The following is a 19,593-nucleotide window of genomic DNA, read 5'->3' on the forward strand; positions in this document are numbered from 1 at the left end:
CGACAAGCGTCTTATCCGACCGACATTCGTACATTGATTGCCGGACAGGGCGCGAGCCGCCATCCGGCAATCAATATCATTACTTACGACGCCAGGTAGTGCCCTGCGGGCCATCTTCCAGCACGATACCCATCTCATTGAGACGGTCACGCGCGGCGTCAGCTGCCGCCCAGTCTTTGGCTTTACGGGCATCCAGACGCTGCTGGATTAACGCTTCAATTTCAGCAACTTCACCGTCATCCGCCTGCGCACCGCTTTGCAGGAATGCTTCGGGCTCCTGTTCCAGCAGGCCCAGCACGCTGGAAAGCTTACGCAGATGCGAAGCCATACCGTTAGCCGCCGCCATATCTTCACCCTTCAGGCGGTTAACCTCACGCGCCATATCAAACAGCACGGAGTAGGCTTCCGGCGTATTGAAGTCATCGTCCATCGCTTCAATGAAGCGTGCTTCAAAGGCTTCGCCACCGGCTGTGGCAACGGACTTATCGGTGCCGCGCAGCGCGGTATACAGACGCTCCAGCGCAGAGCGTGCCTGCTTCAGGTTCTCTTCGCTGTAGTTTAACTGGCTACGGTAATGACCAGACATCAGGAAGTAGCGAATGGTTTCGGCGTCGTAGTATTTCAGAACGTCACGCACGGTAAAGAAGTTGCCCAACGATTTGGACATTTTCTCCCGGTCAACCATCACCATCCCAGAGTGCATCCAGTAATTAACGTATTCACCGTCATGCGCACAGGTGGACTGAGCGATTTCGTTTTCATGGTGCGGGAACATCAGATCCGAACCACCGCCATGAATATCAAAATGGTTGCCCAACTGTTTGCAGTTCATCGCCGAACATTCGATGTGCCAGCCAGGACGACCCGCGCCCCACGGAGACGGCCAGCTCGGCTCGCCTTCTTTGGACATTTTCCACAGCACAAAGTCCATCGGGTTGCGCTTAACATCAACCACATCAACGCGTGCGCCCGCCTGCAGCTGATCCAGATCCTGGCGTGACAGCTGACCATAGTTCGGGTCAGTCGGCACGTCGAACATCACGTCGCCGTTATCAGCGACATATGCGTGACCTTTGGCAATCAGTTGTTCAGTGATTTCAATGATCTCAGCGATATGGTGCGTAGCGCGCGGCTCCAGATCCGGGCGCAGAATATTCAGCGCGTCAAAATCGCTATGCATTTCCGCGATCATTCTGTCGACCAACGCCACAAAGCTCTCACCGTTTTCATTCGCGCGCTTGATGATTTTGTCATCGATATCAGTAATATTGCGCACATACTTCAGCTTATAGCCGAGGAAGCGCAGATAGCGCGCGACAACGTCGAAAGAAACGAAGGTACGTCCGTGGCCAATATGACAGAGATCGTAAACGGTAATACCACACACGTACATGCCGACTTCCCCGGCATGAATAGGTTTGAATTCCTCTTTTTGGCGCGTCAGTGTATTAAAGATTTTTAACATCGAAGATTCCGTGTAGACGTGTGTGGATAGTAAAGTCTGTATAATACCCATAATTTAGACCGGAAGCAGCACACTTTGCGAGGTGATCGCAGCTTGCGGTTATGCTATAACACACCCCTAACTCTGACCCTTCACGGGGTCGAAGCACCAATCTACCGGAACAGGATGCAAAAATGGTTACTTTCCACACTAATCACGGCGATATCGTAATCAAAACGTTTGATGATAAAGCGCCTGAAACAGTTAAAAACTTCCTGGACTACTGCCGCGAAGGTTTTTACAACAACACCATTTTCCACCGTGTTATTAACGGTTTCATGATCCAGGGCGGCGGTTTCGAACCGGGCATGAAGCAAAAAGCCACGAAAGAAGCGATCAAAAACGAAGCGAACAACGGTCTGAAAAACACCCGTGGTACGCTGGCGATGGCGCGTACTCAGGCTCCGCACTCCGCAACCGCACAGTTCTTCATCAACGTTGCAGACAACGACTTCCTGAACTTCTCCGGCGAAAGCATGCAGGGTTGGGGTTATTGCGTGTTTGCTGAAGTTGTTGAAGGCATGGACGTGGTTGATAAAATCAAAGGCGTTTCCACTGGTCGCAGCGGTATGCACCAGGATGTGCCAAAAGAAGACGTCATCATCGAAAACGTGACCGTCAGCGAGTAATCGTGACGACACTGTTTATTGCAGATCTTCACCTCTGCACAGAAGAACCGGCGATCACCGCCGGTTTTCTGCGTTTTTTAGCCGGTGATGCGCGAAAAGCTGATGCACTGTACATTCTCGGCGACCTGTTTGAAGCCTGGATTGGCGACGACGACCCAAACCCACTGCATCATGAAATAGCCGCGGCGATAAAATCACTGGTTGATTCCGGCGTTCCCTGCTTTTTTATTCACGGCAACCGAGATTTTCTGCTCGGCAAACGTTTTGCCCGTGAAAGCGGCATGAGCTTGCTGCCTGAGAAAAAAGTACTCAACCTGTATGGCCGCAAGGTATTGATCATGCATGGCGACACTTTGTGTACCGACGATGCAGGCTATCAGGCGTTTCGCGCCAAAGTACATCAACCCTGGCTACAGAAGCTGTTCCTCTCCCTACCTCTGTTCGTTCGCCAACGTATCGCCGCGAAAATGCGCGCCAACAGCAAAGCGGCCAACAGCAGCAAGTCACTGGAGATCATGGATGTGAATCCGCAGGCCGTCATCACCGAGATGGAAATGCATCAGGTCCAGTGGTTAATTCACGGCCACACCCACCGCCCGGCAGTCCACGAACTTACGGCCAATGAACAACCCGCTTTCCGCGTGGTATTAGGCGCATGGCACACCGAAGGGTCGATGATCAAAGTCACGCCAGATGACGTTGAACTGATCGCATTTCCGTTTTAATTCCGCAGATATCCAGTTCCTCTTTACACAAAACTCGTTGCGATGTAGCCAACTACAAAGGCTGCCTGAAGGGTGAAGTGTAAAGCGCGCAATCGTTTTCCTTGACGGCGAATTATGCTATTCTCTGTGGCCTCAAAAGTCGAGTGTAGTGCATCACAGGAGTTTTCAGACGCATGTCTTCCCGCAATAACCCGGCGCGTGTCGCCATCGTGATGGGGTCCAAAAGCGACTGGGCTACCATGCAGTTCGCCGCCGAAATCTTCGAAATTCTGAACGTGCCGCATCATGTTGAAGTCGTCTCCGCCCACCGCACCCCTGACAAGCTGTTTAGCTTCGCCGAAAGCGCAGAAGAGAACGGCTATCAGGTGATCATTGCCGGTGCTGGTGGCGCTGCGCATCTGCCGGGCATGATTGCGGCGAAAACGCTGGTGCCTGTTTTAGGCGTCCCGGTGCAAAGCGCGGCGCTGAGCGGCGTAGATAGCCTTTACTCCATCGTACAGATGCCGCGCGGTATTCCGGTCGGAACGCTGGCTATCGGCAAAGCGGGCGCGGCAAATGCGGCCCTGCTGGCGGCACAAATTCTGGCAACACACGACAAAGCATTACACCAGCGTCTGAACGACTGGCGCAAAGCACAAACCGACGAGGTGCTGGAGAATCCGGACCCGCGAGGTGCGGCATGAAGCAGGTCTGCGTACTCGGTAACGGTCAGCTAGGGCGCATGCTGCGCCAGGCCGGTGAGCCGCTGGGCATTGCAGTCTGGCCCGTCGGGCTGGATGCCGAACCAGCAGCGGTCCCTTTTCAGCAAAGCGTGATCACCGCTGAGATTGAGCGCTGGCCGGAAACGGCGCTCACCCGCGAGCTCGCGCGCCATCCGGCGTTTGTCAACCGCGACGTTTTCCCGATTATTGCCGACCGTCTGACGCAAAAGCAGCTTTTTGACAAGCTCGGCCTGGCAACTGCGCCGTGGCAGTTGCTGGCGGATAAAAGCGAATGGCCTGCAGTATTCGACAAACTCGGTGAGCTGGCGATCGTGAAACGTCGCGTCGGCGGTTACGACGGTCGTGGGCAGTGGCGTTTGCGCGCAAATGAAACCGAACAACTGCCGGATGACTGCTACGGCGAGTGCATCGTTGAGCAGGGAATCAACTTCTCTGGTGAAGTCTCACTGGTTGGCGCTCGTGCGCACGACGGTAGCACCGTCTTCTATCCGCTGACCCATAACCTGCACCAGGACGGCATTCTGCGCACCAGCGTGGTCTTCCCGCAGGCTAACGCCAAACAGCAGAAACAGGCCGAAGCGATGCTCTCAGCCATCATGCAGGAGCTGGGCTATGTCGGCGTGATGGCGATGGAATGTTTCATCACCCCGGAAGGTCTGCTGATTAACGAACTGGCTCCACGCGTGCACAACAGCGGGCACTGGACGCAAAACGGTGCCAGCATCAGCCAGTTTGAGCTGCACCTGCGCGCCATTACCAACCTGCCGTTACCCACGCCGATAGTGAACACTCCTTCGGTGATGGTAAATCTGATTGGTAGCGACCTGAACTATGACTGGCTGAAGCTGCCGCTGGTGCATCTGCACTGGTATGACAAAGAGGTGCGTGAAGGGCGTAAGGTGGGACACCTGAACCTGAGCGACAGCGATACCGCGCGTCTTAGCGCGACGCTGGAAGCGCTTATTCCCCTGCTGCCGCCGGAATATGCCAGCGGTATTATCTGGGCGCAGTCAACGCTGAAATAAGCCGATATGGGCGGCGTGTTTACACACGCCGCCCATTTTTTACAGACGGATACAGGTTCCGGCTTTGCCCGCCAGCGTATCTTCAATACGTGACAACGCGCCAATCCAGGCCGGTTTCCCACGTCGTTTCACATATCCGCTGACGGCGGTGACCTTTGGTCCCATCGAACCATCGGCTTTAGCAAACGGCGCTAGTTCATCAGGAGAGGCCTGACGAATCGCGCGCTGCTCCGGCGTCCCCCAGTTTTCATAGACCGCATCGGCATCGGTCAGAATGACCAGACCATCGGCATCAATCTGTTCAGCCAGCAACGCCGCCGCCAGATCCTTATCAATGACCGCTTCAGACCCTAATCCTTCGCCAGTAACAGGTACGCCGCCTCCCCCGCTGCAAATTACCACATGCCCTTCTTTAAGTAAGAGCTTAATGGCATCGCTTTCTACAATCTGGCGAGGTTCTGGCGAAGCGACAACGCGCCGCAGGTATTTGCCGTCACGCTTCATATGCCAGCCGTAGGTGGCTTCCAGTTGCGTTTGTTCTTCGGGCGAATATACCGGGCCGATAAATTTCTCCGGTGCCATAAACGCAGGATCGTCCTCTGACACAACAATCCGTGTTAACACCGTGGTCACCGGCGGCATCTCCGGTTCAGCGGTCAGGCTCTGGGCCAACATATAACCAATCATGCCCTGAGTCTCGGCAACCAGCACATCTAATGGATAAGGCTCGACCTCCTTCCAGGCAAGATTCTGTAACGACAGCAGGCCAACCTGCGGTCCGTTGCCATGTACAATAGCCAGACGGTACGAGCGCGCCAGACGCGCCAGGGCAGGTACGGCGCTGGCAATATTACGATATTGATTTTCTGCGGTCAGCGCCTCGCCGCGCTGCAATAATGCGTTGCCACCAAGAGCAACAACCAGCGTTTTCATTCCCTATCCTTCTATGATTTGTTGCCCAATCCAGAACCCCAACAGGGTGTCTGCACCGGAGGTATGCCCAAGCGCCAGCAGCGAATTTATCGCTGTGTCCAGCCTTTCCTGGCGACGCAAAGCATGGGTGAAGTGGAGTAAAGGTGAAGCGAAGTAACCTGATGCCGCGTAGCGTAGGTAGCTCACGCTAACCACAGTCGTCGCCTGCTCAAGGTAGCCGGAATCATCAAAGAAACGGTGACCGGAAACCTTATTCAGCGCGCCGAAATACCAGGCCGCCAGCAGCATGCCAGTCAATGTATCATCATGACTGGGCGTTAAACCGGGCCCTTTGCCTAACCACTGTCGCCAGTCTGTCGGCATCCCCGCAAGCGCCGTGAAAAAGCAGTGGCGGAACTGACGTAGCTCGGGGCACAAAGGCAGGTTTGCCGCCAGCATTAATGGCCCGAACAATCCCGTTTCCTCGCCGCGCTCCATCCAGTCGGGTGCAAGGCGCGGGGAATGTGGACGGTAAGTTATTCTCAATGAACAGCAGCGCCGCGGCTGGCACAGCAAAAATGGCCCCAACTGGATCCCCCCTGGGACAGCCAGAGGGGTTTCACTCCCACGTAATGCCGTACGCAGCGCATCAAAGTCATGCGTACGGATAACCCATCCTCCCGGGCTAAAGCCGCTCCCCTGGCGGTGCAACGTCAACAGTGCGCCGCTTTCGGCCACAAGATTAATCGCGCGCCGCCAGATGCCGGACAACTGCCATACCTGGCGAAAATCCGCAGACTGCTGGCTGCCGAGCAGAGGATGGATGATCATCATGCGCCCCCTTTTAGCTAATGCCCATGCTTTCAGCCAGCGCTTCCAGGGCCAGCTCAAAGCAAGCTAACGGCGCACGGACGGTTCCCGCGCCAATCTGGCCAATACCGGCCTCTTTATGCGCAATACCGGTATTGATCAGCGGCGTAATCCCCGTTTCGACCACGCGACGGATATCGAGTCCCAGGCAGGCCCCCTGGAAATCCCAGCCGGGGATCTGCAGCTGCATATTGCGCTCCAGATAGATTTCCGCCATCTCCTCGGACACGGATTTCGCGGCTTCCATCCCTCCGGCACCGACAAAACGCGTGACGCCAGGTGCGGCGATCATCGCTGCACCGCCAATGCCAAAAGTTTCGGTGATGGCGCTATCGCCCATATCCGGGTTTGCCTGCTCCTGTGAAAAACCAGTAAAGAACAGTCCCTGCGGTGTGTTAACAGGTGCGGTAAACCAGCGATCGCCAAGTCCGCTCACCCGAATTCCGAACATGTCGCCATTACGGGTCATCGCCGTCACAATACTGCCAGAACGCACAATCGCTCCGGCGTCCATCGCTGCTTTGCAGTAAGCCATCGCCAGGTTGAGGAAGAACTGGTCGGTTACGCTGAGGAAATCCATTACCTCAGCAATCTGCTGCTTATCATGTTGCAGACGGGCAATTTTCGGTGCCAGGGTTCGCATTAGCAGGGCTGAAGAGGCAATGTTGCGCTGATGGAACTCGTCCCCCATCGTAATGCCCTGCGCCATCATGGCGGTCAAATCAATACCCTGCTCCAAAGTGCCCAACGCTGCGCTTAAGACTGGCATCAGGACATCGCGCATCCAGCGTAAACGCTGCTGGACATCTTCTCCGTATGCGCCGAAACGCATCACTTTGCCAATGCCTTCGTTGAGATTGCAGTAAGCCCGGTTCCCTTCAGTGATGTTTTCCACCACCAGCATCGGCATGCTGGCAGAGGTGATTCCGCCCATTGGCCCCACGGCATTAACGTGATGGCAAGGTACAAAATTGATTTTCCCCTGCTCCAGTAATGCCAGCGCGCTCATTTCATCATTGGCCCACCCTTCGAAAAGGCATGCACCAATGCAGGCCCCTTTCATCGGGCCGGTCATCTCTTGCCAATGCATTGGCGGTCCTGCATGAAGCAGCGTTTTTCCTTCATTGAGTTCGCTGATTAACGAGGACGCGGGTTGCACATCCAGCCAGTGCGGGCGCGCACGACGAATTTGTTCGATTACTGCAGCATTGGCTTGCGCCACTGATGTAAACATTGGAACCCCTTATTGCAAACGTTCTAATAAACGAGCCAGTTTTTTGTTACCGCCAGCGACAGGCGCCCACTGGTAATGCACCACAGGCTTTTCTGCCGCCTGTAAATCCAGTGCAAAACTGCGTAACCCGGCATTAATGACCGCTACTTTTTCCAGTAGAGAAGGTGCGGATTGATGAGATAACGGTCGAGATGGCCGAATCAGTTCGGCGGCAAGCAGAGTTGCCTCAGGCAGTGAACTCACTACAGCGATACCGGCGTCCTCCAGCGTGGCGATTTGCAGTGAACGACACTGCGGATCGCGTTCTGTACCGGTCACCGTCGCAATCGCAAACAGCGGTTGCTCGATGTTTCGGGCAGCACATGCCTTTTGCCAGGCCTGAACCAGTGATGCCGCAGGATCTGCCGTCGCACCGTAACCAATCACGACGTCGACCAATAACACCCGTACCTGCGGCTGCGAACCGAGATCCGTAATAAGCTGATTACGTAATGCAGGATCGATCATCGGATGCGGCCGCCCGACGGTGTAAAAATCATCCCCCAGGTCAATAATCTGATGCCCGGCGGCATCCAGCATCATGCCGTGATGATGCTGAGCATCCGCAGCAACGTTAAGGTGTGCGGCCAGCAGTCCCGCCGCTTCGGCAGCCAGCGTTCCTCCGGTATATAGTCCACGAATCAGTCCATCTCCCGTGGCAGCAAGCGCGCAGCGTCGCGCCGTGACTCGCGCCAGTAAACAGGCTAGACGGGCCGCATCATCCAGCGTCGATGCAAACCAGACGTTTTCATCACGGGCCGCTGTGCAGGTGTAACCTAAAAACAGGGCCACAACGGGTTTTCCCGTGGCTTTCATCGCCGTGACAATACGCTGACGAACAGCTTCCGCCGGTGGTTTAGACACAAAAGCCAGCACCTGGCTTTTATCATCTGTACCGAGCATCTCCAGCGCGGTAAGTGCGCTAATGCCCCCCACCTCAGCGCTCAGATCGCGTCCGCCCAGCCCGATGGCGTGAGTGATGCCTTCCCCGGCCAGCGCTATCTGTGAACAGAGCTCCTGGATCCCTGTGCCGGAGGCGCCTATCACACCAATATTGCCTTCCGGCATTACGTTGGCAAAAGCCAGCGGCGTACCGGCGATCATGGCGGTTCCGCAATCCGGTCCCATCACCAGCAGACCTTTATCTCGTGCGCGGCGCTTGAGATTGATTTCATCTTCCAGCGTGACGTTGTCGGAGAACATCATGACGTTCAGGTTGCGATCCAGCGCCTGGTTCGCCAGTTCTGCCGCGTATTCACCAGCAACAGAAATTAGCGTCATATTCGCCTCTGGCAATTTCTGACACGCACTTTCCCAGCGTCTGACCTGCAGTAGCGTTTGGCTTCCCCCGGTAGCCTGCGCCAGCTGCTGCAACGACTCATCCAGCTGTTGCAAAATGGCCTGCGTAATACTCTCATCCGCCGCTTCAGTACGAATAGCCACGCAAATATCATTCGGCGTAGCCTGATTAAAATCGTCATGCCAAAACCCGGTCGTTTCCAGTAACGATTTATTCGCCGGCGTTCCCATCATGACCGATACATCGTCTACATTTTCGGACTCACTCAGCTTACGTGAAATGATCATTAAACTGACAGAGTCCTGAAAACACCCTTTTTTAATAAAGGCGTGGATCATAACAACCCCTTAATAATTGCACCCATGGCAATTGCACGAGTAGTGTTAATGTGGAACTCAAGGTATATATCCAACATCACAAATAGAGTGACTGGCATCACACACAGATTATTAGCAAAAGAATTTTAATAACCACAGGAGGATTACATGTTATTTTCTAACGGCATTATTTATTTAAAAAAAATGGCAAACCAGCACTGATTATCAAATAAATTCTAACTATATATTTTTGCCTGTCTGGATCACATATTAGATTTATTTTCCCGGTATGTTAACGGCAGTCATGCTTCACACCGTCGTTAAAAAGGAAGACAGATGAAAATCAGTCGGGAAACACTCCACCAGCTTATCGAGAATAAGCTTTGCAAGGCCGGACTAAAACGAGAGCACGCCGCAACGGTTGCCGAGGTATTGGTTTATGCCGATGCCAGAGGCATTCATTCTCATGGCGCCGTTCGTGTTGAATACTATGCCGAGCGCATTTCAAAAGGCGGCACTAACCGCAAACCCACCTTTCGTTTTGAAGACACCGGTCCTTGCACAGCGATTTTGCATGCCGATAATGCCGCCGGGCAAGTCGCAGCAAAGATGGGTATGGAGCATGCAATTGAAATTGCCAAAAAAAATGGTGTCGCCGTGGTCGGCATTAGCAGAATGGGACACAGCGGAGCCATTTCTTACTTTGTCCAGCAAGCCGCCCGTGCAGGCTTGATTGGCCTCTCCATTTGCCAGTCCGATCCAATGGTCGTACCGTTCGGCGGCGCGGAAATTTACTACGGAACCAATCCGTTAGCCTTCGCAGCGCCTGGGGTTGGCGACGATATCATGACCTTCGATATGGCGACGACGGTGCAAGCCTGGGGCAAAGTTCTGGATGCCCGCTCACGCAATGAATCGATCCCGGATACCTGGGCTGTCGATAAAAATGGCGCACCTACAGCCGATCCTTTTGCAGTCAATGCGTTGCTACCCGCGGCCGGACCAAAAGGGTATGGTCTGATGATGATGATCGATGTGTTATCCGGCATCCTGTTGGGGTTACCGTTTGGTCGTCAGGTCAGTTCTATGTATGAAGATCTACATGCTGGACGTAATTTAGGCCAACTGCATTTAGTAATAAACCCCGAATTTTTCTCCTCCAGCCAATTATTTCGTCAGCATCTCAGCCAGACCATGCAAGAGTTAAATGCCGTTGCTCCTGCACCTGGTTTTAAACAGGTTTATTACCCCGGACAGGATCAAGATATTAATCAACGCAATGCTGCGATTCATGGTGTCGACATTGTTGACGATATTTATCAATACCTGATTTCCGATGCTCTCTATATCAAGTCATACGAAACAAAGAATCCCTTTGCACAATAATTATTGAAACAGGAATTTCATATGATCAACCATTTTCGTCACGCAATAGAAGAATCCCTTCCCTGGCTCTCTTCCTTTGGCGCAGATCCTACTGGTGGGATGACGCGTTTGCTGTATTCGCCAGAATGGCTTGAAACACAACAGCAATTCAAAAAGCGTATGGATGCCAGCGGCCTGGAAACGCGCTTTGATGAAGTGGGCAATTTGTATGGTCGCCTGCGCGGGAACGAATCCCCGGAACAGGTCATTTTAAGCGGCTCGCATATTGACACCGTCGTTAACGGCGGCAATCTTGACGGCCAGTTTGGCGCGCTGGCGGCGTGGTTAGCGATTGACTGGCTTAAGACAACCTACGGCGCTCCACTGAAAACGGTCGAAGTGGTCTCCATGGCTGAAGAAGAAGGTAGCCGTTTCCCGTATGTTTTCTGGGGCAGCAAGAACATTTTTGGACTGGCAAATCCCGATGATGTCCGCAACATCCAGGACGCCAAAGGCACACGCTTTGTTGATGCGATGAACGCCTGCGGATTTACCCTCCCCACAGAACCACTACACGCTCGCAGTGATATCAAAGCCTTTGTTGAATTACATATTGAGCAAGGGTGCGTGCTTGAAAGCAATGGTCAGTCTATCGGGGTCGTCAGCGCGATTGTCGGGCAGCGTCGCTATACGGTAACGCTGAATGGCGAGTCTAACCATGCAGGTACAACGCCGCTGAGCTACCGTCGCGACACTGTTTACGCCTTCAGCCGTATCTGTAGCCAGTCGATTGAGAAAGCCAAAAAACATGGCGATCCTCTGGTTCTGACCTTTGGCAAAGTTGAGCCGCAGCCAAACACTGTCAACGTAGTGCCGGGAAAAACGACCTTCACCATCGATTGCCGTCATACCGACGCCGAAGTGCTGCGTGATTTTACTCAGCAACTGGAAAATGACATGCGCGCCATCTGCGACGAAATGGATATCGGCATTGATATCGATTTGTGGATGGACGAAACGCCGGTTCCGATGGATAGCAAACTGGTCGCCACCCTCACCAAACTGTGTGAAAAGGAACAGCTGAACTATCGCGTGATGCATAGTGGCGCGGGCCATGATGCGCAGATTTTCGCGCCACGGGTGCCGACCTGCATGATATTCATTCCCAGCATTAACGGTATCAGCCACAACCCCGCTGAACGCACAAATATTAACGACCTTGCCGAAGGGGTCAAAACTCTGGCATTAATGCTTCATCAACTTGCCTGGCAAAAATAAGGAGTCAACAATGGGATATCTGAATAACGTCACGGGTTACCGCGATGATTTATTGGCTAACCGCGCAATTGTAAAACACGGTAACTTTGCCCTCTTAACCCCCGATGGACTGGTTAAAAATATCATTCCGGGTTTTGAAAACTGTGACGTCACCATCCTCTCAACGCCAAAACTGGGCGCGTCGTTTGTTGATTATCTGGTGACGGTACATCAGAACGGGGGCAACCAGAGCGGTTTCGGCGGCGAAGGCATTGAAACGTTCGTTTATGTTATTTCCGGCAAAATTGAGGCAAAAGCGGAAGGTAAAACATTCACTTTAACGCAGGGTGGATATCTGTACTGCCCGCCAGGCGAGCTGCTCACCTTTAGCAATGCTCAGGCTGAAGACAGCCAGCTGTTTTTATACAAACGTCGTTACATCCCCGTAGTGGGCCATGCGCCGTGGCTGGTCTCCGGTAACGCCAATCAGTTAGAACGCATCCATTACGAAGGTATGGATGACGTGATTCTGCTGGATTTCCTGCCTAAAGAATTGGGTTTCGATATGAATATGCACATTCTGTCGTTCGAGCCGGGCGCCAGCCACGGTTATATCGAAACACACGTCCAGGAACACGGCGCTTATATTCTTTCAGGCCAGGGAGTTTATAACCTCGACAATCAGTGGATCCCGGTGAAAAAAGGCGACTACATCTTTATGGGCGCTTATTCCCTGCAGGCCGGATACGGCGTGGGTCGTGGTGAAGCATTCAGCTACATCTACTCCAAAGATTGCAACCGGGATGTCGAGATTTAACAGCGTGCAGTCCTCCTGATACTTTTTTTTATTTAGCTATGTTGGGTTTTGCCACGGTATATACCGTGGCTTTTTTTATGCTTAACGCAGAGTCATCGCCTGACCCAGTTTCATCGCACAAGCGATATTACGCGCGCAGTGATAGAGATTAGTTTCACCGCTCGCCAGCACTTCTGCTAACGGCGCGAGTCGCGGTAGAATACTGAATACCGCATCGATACCATGGCTGTGCACCACCTCTACGCCGTCGCCCAACACCCCAGCAATACCAATAACGGGAACGTGATGCCGCATGGCCACCGACGCTACGCCGATTGGCGCTTTGCCACCGACCGTTTGTGAATCAATACGTCCCTCGCCGGTGATAACCAGCGCCGCATCTTTGATTGCCCGCTCCAGATGTACAGCCTGCAGCACAATCTCGATCCCGGGTTTCATACTGGCCTGCAGGAAGATAACCGCAGCAATCCCCATTCCTCCAGCCGCCCCACCGCCAGGCATCTGAGCAACATCCTCACCGGTCAGGGTTTGCAGCACACGGGCATAGTTGAGTAGCCCTTCTTCCAGCATCTCAACCATCTCAGGCGTAGCCCCTTTCTGCGGGCCGAATACCCTTGCAGCACCGCGCGGACCAACCAGCGGATTATCGACGTCACAGGCAACGTCAATTCGACACGCTTTCAGCCGCGGATCGCACTGTTGCAGGTCGATGTGTGCAAGGCGAGACAAACTCCCACCCCCAGCGCTTAATGACTTACCTTGCGCATCCAGAAAACGAACGCCAAGCGCCTGTGCCATCCCTATACCTCCATCAACCGTCGCACTCCCGCCAATACCAAGAATAATATGGCGAATACCAGCATCCAGCGCATGGCGAATCAGCTCACCAGTGCCGTAACTTGAGGCCAGCAATGGATTGCGCGCCTGCGGTTCGACCAGCATCAGCCCACTCGCCGCCGCCATTTCAATAATTGCGGTCTTACCATCCCCGGTCAGGCCATAAAATCCCTTTACCTGTCCCCCCATCGGCCCGCAGACTTCCACAGAGATAACTTTTCCTCCTGTCGCCGCCACCATTGCATCCACAGTTCCCTCTCCGCCATCAGCAACCGGTAAACAAATATATTCTGCATCCGGGAATATGGCCGAAAATCCGGCTTTAATTGCCTGGCAGCATTGGTCAGCGCTTAAGCTCTCTTTAAATGAATCTGGCGCAATTACAATTTTCATCATCAATCCTTTTTCATCATGTTATTTAATGCGTTCCCATGGAATGAGATTCTCCATAAGCACCGCCAGTAAAATTCCTACCAGCAAGCCATTGCTCAGTAATGGCCGAATAGTCAACGGAAGATCTTGTAAATAAACCGGAGGCAGTCCCATCAAAAAAATGCCGACAAATAGCGGGAGCGCCAGTCGATAAATATTCCGTGCGGTAAATGTGATTTGCTGGCTAAATACCAAACCGGAATAAAGCAGCGGAAGATAAGAAACCAGCATCACGGCACTGCTGATCGCCAACGGAATGGCGCAAAATAAACGGGTTAGTGGCGTAAACATTGCCACGAATAAACACAATACGCTGCCGCAAATAAATGATTTTCGCGAGCTATCGCCGGTCTGTGTTAACAGGCCGATAGAAGAGACAAAGGGTGAAAATGGAATAACGGCAAAAGGTACTGTCACCAACGTCATAAAACCGGAAATAATAAAACTGCGGCGATAACGCGAGCTGCTGGAGCCTTGTTGTGCATAAAAGACGTCCGTGCCGCGCACCGCGCCATAGGTATTACTGACATTCACCAGACCGGTGATAACTGCCGTCAGAATAATGCCCGGCAACAGTCTGCCGTGACTGCCTAACGGGAACCACTTCCAGCTTAATTCACCGGACGGCAAGGTTATTGATGGAAAACACAATCGCCACAGACCCCATCCCACTATCGCCCCTACCAACAGGGCATAGCGTGAGATCCGCTGTGGTAAAAAGATGATCATCGCAAGGATGAAGCACATCACAGCAACTGCCAGGCTAAAGGGCGCCAGTTGAATTTTGACGCTGGTATCCGCAATGCCAAAGGGCAACCCCAACATGCCTTTAAAAAATATAGTGGTCAACTGCGCGCCAAGCAGCAGCATAAAAAAGACCATCACCGTTGGGGTAAAGAGCCCGGCTAATCGATGCCCCAGTCCACTAAAGCCGATAATCATCGTCAGAACAGCAGAAATCACAATTCCAACAGACAGGCTGGTAGCAATATCATTGAGTGGTGTTCCGCGTGATGCCTCAGCCAGCGTAATCGTCAGTATGGTTCCCCACCACAAACCGGTTGGTCCTTCCATAATGGCGCGGCGATGGCCACAAATAACCTGCGCAAGACAGGCCAGAGACGTCGTTAAAAAAGCGTACTGCGTGAGCATTAGCAGATTGCTCACAGGGAGATGAAAAGCAGAAACCAGCGTTGGCGGGACCACGACCGTATTACAAAAAATAAAGAAAAACCACTGAAAGCCGGATAACAAACTTTCGCGGTTAATAACAGGAAGCATATTCATACCTTAGAATAGAGAATGCCCGCCAATATGACGGGCATTAATTCACATCACATTATTGTTGATGTTTAAGGATAAATTGACCTTTAGGCGATACCGGGAAACCCTGCTCAATGTCATAAATAACATCACCACGCAGAATGGTTTTAGTAATGCGCGCGCCAATCGTACGGCCAACATACGGGCTGACTTTGTGGCGATATTCCAGGTCTTCGTTCTTCAGAACGTATTTGCTGTCCGGTTGAATAAAGACGAAGTCGGCATCTTTACCCGGTGCAATACGTCCTTTCTGCTTCAGACCAAAAATATCGGCGGCATTGGTTGCCATTAATTTTGCGAACAGCGGCAGCGACATGCCGCGTTTTTGCACGGCTTCATCAAACATAACGTCCATGCAGCTCTGCAGTCCGGCAATGCCGCCCCACGCCTGCATGATATTGCCAGCCTTCATTTCCGGTGGGCATGGAGAGTGGTCGGAAACCAGGCAGTCAATCTCGCCGTTAAACAGCTTTTCCCACATACCTTGCTGATTTTTCAGATCACGGATTGGCGGAGAGCATTTCGCGAGGGTGCCAATCTCTTCAAACTGATCGGTATCCAGTACGAAATAATGCGGGCAGGATTCGCAGGTCACATCCTGACCTTCCTGACGGACACGGGTCACTTCTTCCACGCCTTCCGGGCTGCTGATATGGCAGACATGCAGGCGACAACCGGCGACTTTCGCCAGATACAGCACCCGACGAATCGCTTCCACTTCGGTAAATACCGGACGTGAGGCCACATAATCATGCGCCGTCACGCGACCTTCGCGTTTAGCCTCCTCGCCAAGCTCGTCGCAGATGAGCGCGTTTTCGCAATGCACCAGTACCGTCTGGTTCATTTCTGCCAGCTTCTGCGCGCCTTTAAAGAACTGCCAGTCGTTCACGTCGCGAAAATCATTATCGATACCGCGGTCGCCACAGGTGGCAACGAAGCATTTGAAACCGACAACACCGACGTCATCCAGCTCGTGCAGACGATCGAGGTTATATGAAACCAGACCGCCAAGCTGCGCGGCATCAATGGTCAATTTGCCTTTGGCCGCATCAAATTTCAGCTCGATGGTTTCACGATCCACTGTCGCGGGTAGCTGGTTGAGAGGCATTTCGATCATCGTGGTGATACCGCCTTTTGCCGCGGCACGCGTCCCCGTCTCATACCCTTCCCAATGGGTACGACCCGGCTCAGAGATATGGGTATGCGCATCAACCATGCCAGGTGAAACCACCAGACCCGTCGCATCCATGACCTGCTTCGCCTCACCCAGATTCTCGCCAATGGCGGCGATTTTTCCTGCCTGGACGGCAATATCAACAATGCGAGCTTCATTTTCTAAAATAACAGTACCGTTCTTAATAATTAAATCAAAAGACATAACAAACTCCTTGTATGGATACAGATAATTTTTATAAATAACTCACGCTTAAATAAGCGATTACTGACTTCATCACATCTGTCCTGTGGCTTTTTGCGCTCTGGCTGATTCAGCAACTGATTTTTTCTTCAGCAAGGCATAGGCGACAAATGCGACAATAACGCCAACAAACCACGACACTCGCGATAACGGTTCAAGCAGAGGAATAAATTTACCCCCCAGTGAAAGAATGACTGCCACTAACGTTACGGAGAAGGCTGTCAGATTAAATCCGTTTTCATAATATTGGTAATCACCGCTGGCGGTATATAATTCATCAAGATTAATTTTTCCGCGCATCACGACAAAATAATGCGCTAACATAACCCCAATAACAGGGCCAAGCATCCCGCCGATAATATCCAGAAACAGATAAATACTGCTCTGATTTTCCATTAACTTCCACGGACAAATCAGCAAACTAATAATACTGGCGATCAATACACCGTTTTTATACGTTAACTTAGTAGGTGCAATAGCGGCAATCTGATAACCAGCAGGAATAATATTACCGGTAGCGTTCGTAGAGATTGTCGTCATTAAAATAACCAGTACCGCAAAAAACGAGGCAAACAAACTGTCCCAACGCTGCACGATATCCAGCACATTCCACGTATCCATTCCGTAATGAATACTGGCACCGGCGATTATGCACGCGCTGGCAATGGCAAATAGCACGTATGCGACAATGAGCCCTAGCGTCTGGCCCAACGCTTGTTCACGAAATGAGTGGGCATTTTGCGTAAAATCGGATGCGCTCACCGCCGGAGCGGCCCATACCGCAACAACCGCGTTGATAACAACCAGAAACAGGAATCCGCTGTTGCCCGCTTTTTGTACGCCGCCAGGAATGTAGTCCAGAATCGGTCCAATTCCTACCAGGGATATCGCCCAGATAGCCATCCCGCCGAATACAATATAAATACAGGGGTTGAGGATTGCGGTAAATTTATTTAATACCTTACCACCACCAAAACCAATACCGACGTTAATGAGCCAAAAAATAAGAAATGTAATCAGCCCCGGCAGAGAAAGCCCTAATAAGGTAAAGTCACCGCCCAGCGTTAAAAACCCTGGCCATATCTTGCCAATCAGAATAAGAAATGCCAGCGATCCGGCATAACATTGCAGACCGAACCACATAATTGCTGCAATCCCCCCTCTCAAGAGTCCCGGGAAGAGCGCTCCGCGTACGCCATACGAGCCACGCAGAATCATTGCAAAAGGTACACCGTATTTACTTCCGGCTGCACCGTTCATTACCATAACTAACGCAATAAACAATGCACTAATAATAATAGCCAGCATGATGCTGAATGTGGAAAGCCCAAGAATAAAGAACCCACCAACCATAACGTAATTAGGTACGTTATGCACAGACCCCATCCATAATGTAAAATAGTTGAATGTTTTCCAGTTTCGTTGCTCGGCTGTTTTTGGTAATAAGTCGTCACTATAACCACGTTGTTGATATAGATCTCTTTGATGTTCCATAAATCCCTCTTGTCACGTATCGGATAACGTTGTAATGGGTTTAGCTATGCGGAACAAAAACAATAGAAAATAAGTTAAATAGTTTTAATTATATTTTTATGCTGAAGCAATGACTGTCGTCGCTTTCTTTTTATATAATGTGACGGCCGCAAAAATAAGCGTTCCGGTAACAACCAGACAGGCGGAGATAACAAAGCTTATTTCTTTAGAGCCCGTCAAATCAGAAATAAATCCGGTTAATGTTGGCGCAATAACAGCTGAGCTCATGCCAAAGAAGTTAAACAGGCTAAATGCTCTGCCCAGCGTTTTTGATGACGCTTGCTCAGAAACAAAGGAGATCAGAATCGGATCCACCGCCATTTTTCCCAATAAACCGTACAGAGTCAGGCTGACCATCAACATGGTAGTATTCGGCGACAACACCGTAAATACCAGCATTGCGGCGGCCATGATTTCCAGACCAAGAATGACTTTGACTTTGCTGTTGCGAAACTTATCGGACAGATGGCTAAAGAATAATGCGCCAGGGACACCCACCACGGCGACTAACGCCGAGGCTACCCCAATCGCACCGCCATCAAATCCTCGTTCAGTCTGCAGATAAGACGGGAGCCAGGTCACGATCAGGTAATAGCCATAGCAGGTACAGAAGTAGAGGAAGTACACGCTACATAACAGACCCGAAAACAGCGGCGGGCTCTTCTCTTCTGATGCCGTTACCGTTTGAATTTTCTGATCTGCAGCAGGTACTTCATTTTTTGCCTTACCACGGATAACCAAAGTGAATATGCACAGCATCACCACCAGAATGGCAGCAACCAGGAACAACACATTTTGCCAGGCCATGCTCATGCTTTTTACCAGCACGCTGGAACCGATTAAACCGATCCCCATCCCAATTGCAGAGCCGCTATTAATAATGGCGTTTGCCAGTGCCCGACGAGCCTGTGGGACATTTGCCGAAGAGAGTGAATACGCTGAACTAAAGAAAGAGGCGCAACCCGCTCCCGCCATTAACGAACCCGCATAGATCATCACCAGTCCAGTGGCTTTTGCAATACTCAGCGTACCAATAATAAACAGCGTAAACCCACACATCAGCATAATTTTCTGGCCAAGCTTATCGACCAGAATTCCGCAGGGAATTTGCATACTGCAATAGGCGAAGAAATAAAAACTGGCGATAGCACCTATTTCAGCATTGCTGACATTACCCAGCGATGCCTGAATTTCAGGATAAATAGGTGTGAGCACGGTGCGATATATCCATATTGCTACCCAACCCAGACTCATTACGACGACGATCTTCTTCCAATATTCAATACCGGATGTTCTCTTTTCACTCATGACATGCACCTTTCCAAAGTGTGTCTG

The 19,593-nt window shown here is 51.8% G+C and carries 17 protein-coding genes; 7 read left to right on the forward strand and 10 right to left on the reverse strand.

The features are described 5' to 3' along the window. Positions 1–79: 79 nt before the first annotated feature. A complete protein-coding gene (gene cysS / locus HV334_RS17770) occupies positions 80–1,465 on the reverse strand; it encodes a cysteine--tRNA ligase (protein WP_181220711.1) in 1,386 nt (461 codons plus the stop codon). A 173-nt stretch (positions 1,466–1,638) separates the two neighbouring features. On the opposite strand from cysS, the gene ppiB reads away from it, so the two are divergent. The 4 genes from ppiB to purK all read left to right on the forward strand — a co-directional run bounded on the left by ppiB (position 1,639) and on the right by purK (position 4,605). Continuing rightward, positions 1,639–2,133: a peptidylprolyl isomerase B gene (gene ppiB / locus HV334_RS17775; RefSeq protein ID WP_003021875.1), complete on the forward strand. Its 495-nt coding sequence runs from the start codon at positions 1,639–1,641 to the stop codon at positions 2,131–2,133. A 2-nt stretch (positions 2,134–2,135) separates the two neighbouring features. Then, positions 2,136–2,858: a UDP-2,3-diacylglucosamine diphosphatase gene (gene lpxH, locus HV334_RS17780; protein WP_049282498.1), complete on the forward strand. Its 723-nt coding sequence runs from the start codon at positions 2,136–2,138 to the stop codon at positions 2,856–2,858. A gap of 173 nt (positions 2,859–3,031) precedes the next feature. Further along, positions 3,032–3,541, forward strand: coding sequence for a 5-(carboxyamino)imidazole ribonucleotide mutase (gene purE / locus HV334_RS17785; protein ID WP_016152120.1), 510 nt, complete (start codon positions 3,032–3,034; stop codon positions 3,539–3,541). Then, positions 3,538–4,605, forward strand: a complete 1,068-nt coding sequence (gene purK, locus HV334_RS17790; RefSeq protein ID WP_049042611.1) for a 5-(carboxyamino)imidazole ribonucleotide synthase — start codon at positions 3,538–3,540, stop codon at positions 4,603–4,605. Before purE ends, purK begins: the two co-directional genes overlap by 4 nt. 39 nt (positions 4,606–4,644) lie before the next feature. On the opposite strand, the gene HV334_RS17795 is transcribed toward purK, so the two are convergent. From HV334_RS17795 to HV334_RS17810, 4 genes are read right to left on the reverse strand one after another with little or no spacing between them, the layout of a single operon-like run. Next, positions 4,645–5,538 carry a carbamate kinase gene (locus tag HV334_RS17795; protein WP_126955892.1) on the reverse strand — a complete coding sequence of 298 codons (894 nt, stop codon included), beginning with the start codon at positions 5,536–5,538 and terminating at the stop codon, positions 4,645–4,647. Positions 5,539–5,541: 3 nt separating this feature from the next. Then, positions 5,542–6,351 (reverse strand): DUF2877 domain-containing protein, encoded by an 810-nt coding sequence (locus HV334_RS17800; protein WP_181220712.1) that lies wholly within the window; start codon positions 6,349–6,351, stop codon positions 5,542–5,544. A gap of 10 nt (positions 6,352–6,361) precedes the next feature. Then, positions 6,362–7,621, reverse strand: coding sequence for a DUF1116 domain-containing protein (locus HV334_RS17805; protein WP_181220713.1), 1,260 nt, complete (start codon positions 7,619–7,621; stop codon positions 6,362–6,364). 9 nt (positions 7,622–7,630) lie between these two features. Further along, positions 7,631–9,298, reverse strand: coding sequence for an acyl-CoA synthetase FdrA (locus tag HV334_RS17810; protein ID WP_181220714.1), 1,668 nt, complete (start codon positions 9,296–9,298; stop codon positions 7,631–7,633). A 315-nt stretch (positions 9,299–9,613) separates the two neighbouring features. Here HV334_RS17810 and allD point away from each other — a divergent pair, with 315 nt between their 5' ends. Genes allD through allE form a run of 3 tightly spaced genes read left to right on the forward strand, consistent with a single transcriptional unit; the run spans position 9,614 to position 12,716 of the window. Further along, a complete protein-coding gene (allD, locus tag HV334_RS17815; protein ID WP_181220715.1) occupies positions 9,614–10,663 on the forward strand; it encodes an ureidoglycolate dehydrogenase in 1,050 nt (349 codons plus the stop codon). 21 nt (positions 10,664–10,684) lie between these two features. Further along, on the forward strand, positions 10,685–11,920 hold the full coding sequence (gene allC, locus HV334_RS17820; RefSeq protein WP_181220716.1) for an allantoate deiminase: 1,236 nt from the start codon (positions 10,685–10,687) through the stop codon (positions 11,918–11,920). 10 nt (positions 11,921–11,930) lie between these two features. Further along, positions 11,931–12,716 (forward strand): (S)-ureidoglycine aminohydrolase, encoded by a 786-nt coding sequence (gene allE / locus HV334_RS17825; RefSeq protein WP_181220717.1) that lies wholly within the window; start codon positions 11,931–11,933, stop codon positions 12,714–12,716. Positions 12,717–12,797: 81 nt separating this feature from the next. Here allE and glxK read toward each other — a convergent pair whose 3' ends face one another. The 5 genes from glxK to HV334_RS17850 form a co-directional block, all read right to left on the reverse strand. Continuing rightward, the gene (gene glxK, locus HV334_RS17830; RefSeq protein ID WP_181221918.1) at positions 12,798–13,946 is read right to left on the reverse strand and encodes a glycerate 3-kinase; all 1,149 of its coding nucleotides are present in this window, start codon (positions 13,944–13,946) and stop codon (positions 12,798–12,800) included. A 21-nt stretch (positions 13,947–13,967) separates the two neighbouring features. Further along, positions 13,968–15,266 carry a uracil/xanthine transporter gene (locus HV334_RS17835; protein WP_181220718.1) on the reverse strand — a complete coding sequence of 433 codons (1,299 nt, stop codon included), beginning with the start codon at positions 15,264–15,266 and terminating at the stop codon, positions 13,968–13,970. A 58-nt stretch (positions 15,267–15,324) separates the two neighbouring features. After that, complete coding sequence (gene allB, locus HV334_RS17840) at positions 15,325–16,686, reverse strand: allantoinase AllB (protein ID WP_181220719.1); 1,362 nt, start codon at positions 16,684–16,686, stop codon at positions 15,325–15,327. Between the two features lie 72 nt (positions 16,687–16,758). Then, positions 16,759–18,219, reverse strand: a complete 1,461-nt coding sequence (locus tag HV334_RS17845; protein WP_181220720.1) for a putative allantoin permease — start codon at positions 18,217–18,219, stop codon at positions 16,759–16,761. Between the two features lie 96 nt (positions 18,220–18,315). Further along, the gene (locus tag HV334_RS17850) at positions 18,316–19,566 is read right to left on the reverse strand and encodes an MFS transporter (protein WP_181220721.1); all 1,251 of its coding nucleotides are present in this window, start codon (positions 19,564–19,566) and stop codon (positions 18,316–18,318) included. Positions 19,567–19,593 lie beyond the last annotated feature (27 nt).

Origin of the sequence: Citrobacter sp. RHBSTW-00944 (genome assembly GCF_013615435.1) — a bacterium.
Classification (GTDB): Bacteria; Pseudomonadota; Gammaproteobacteria; order Enterobacterales; family Enterobacteriaceae; genus Citrobacter; species Citrobacter braakii.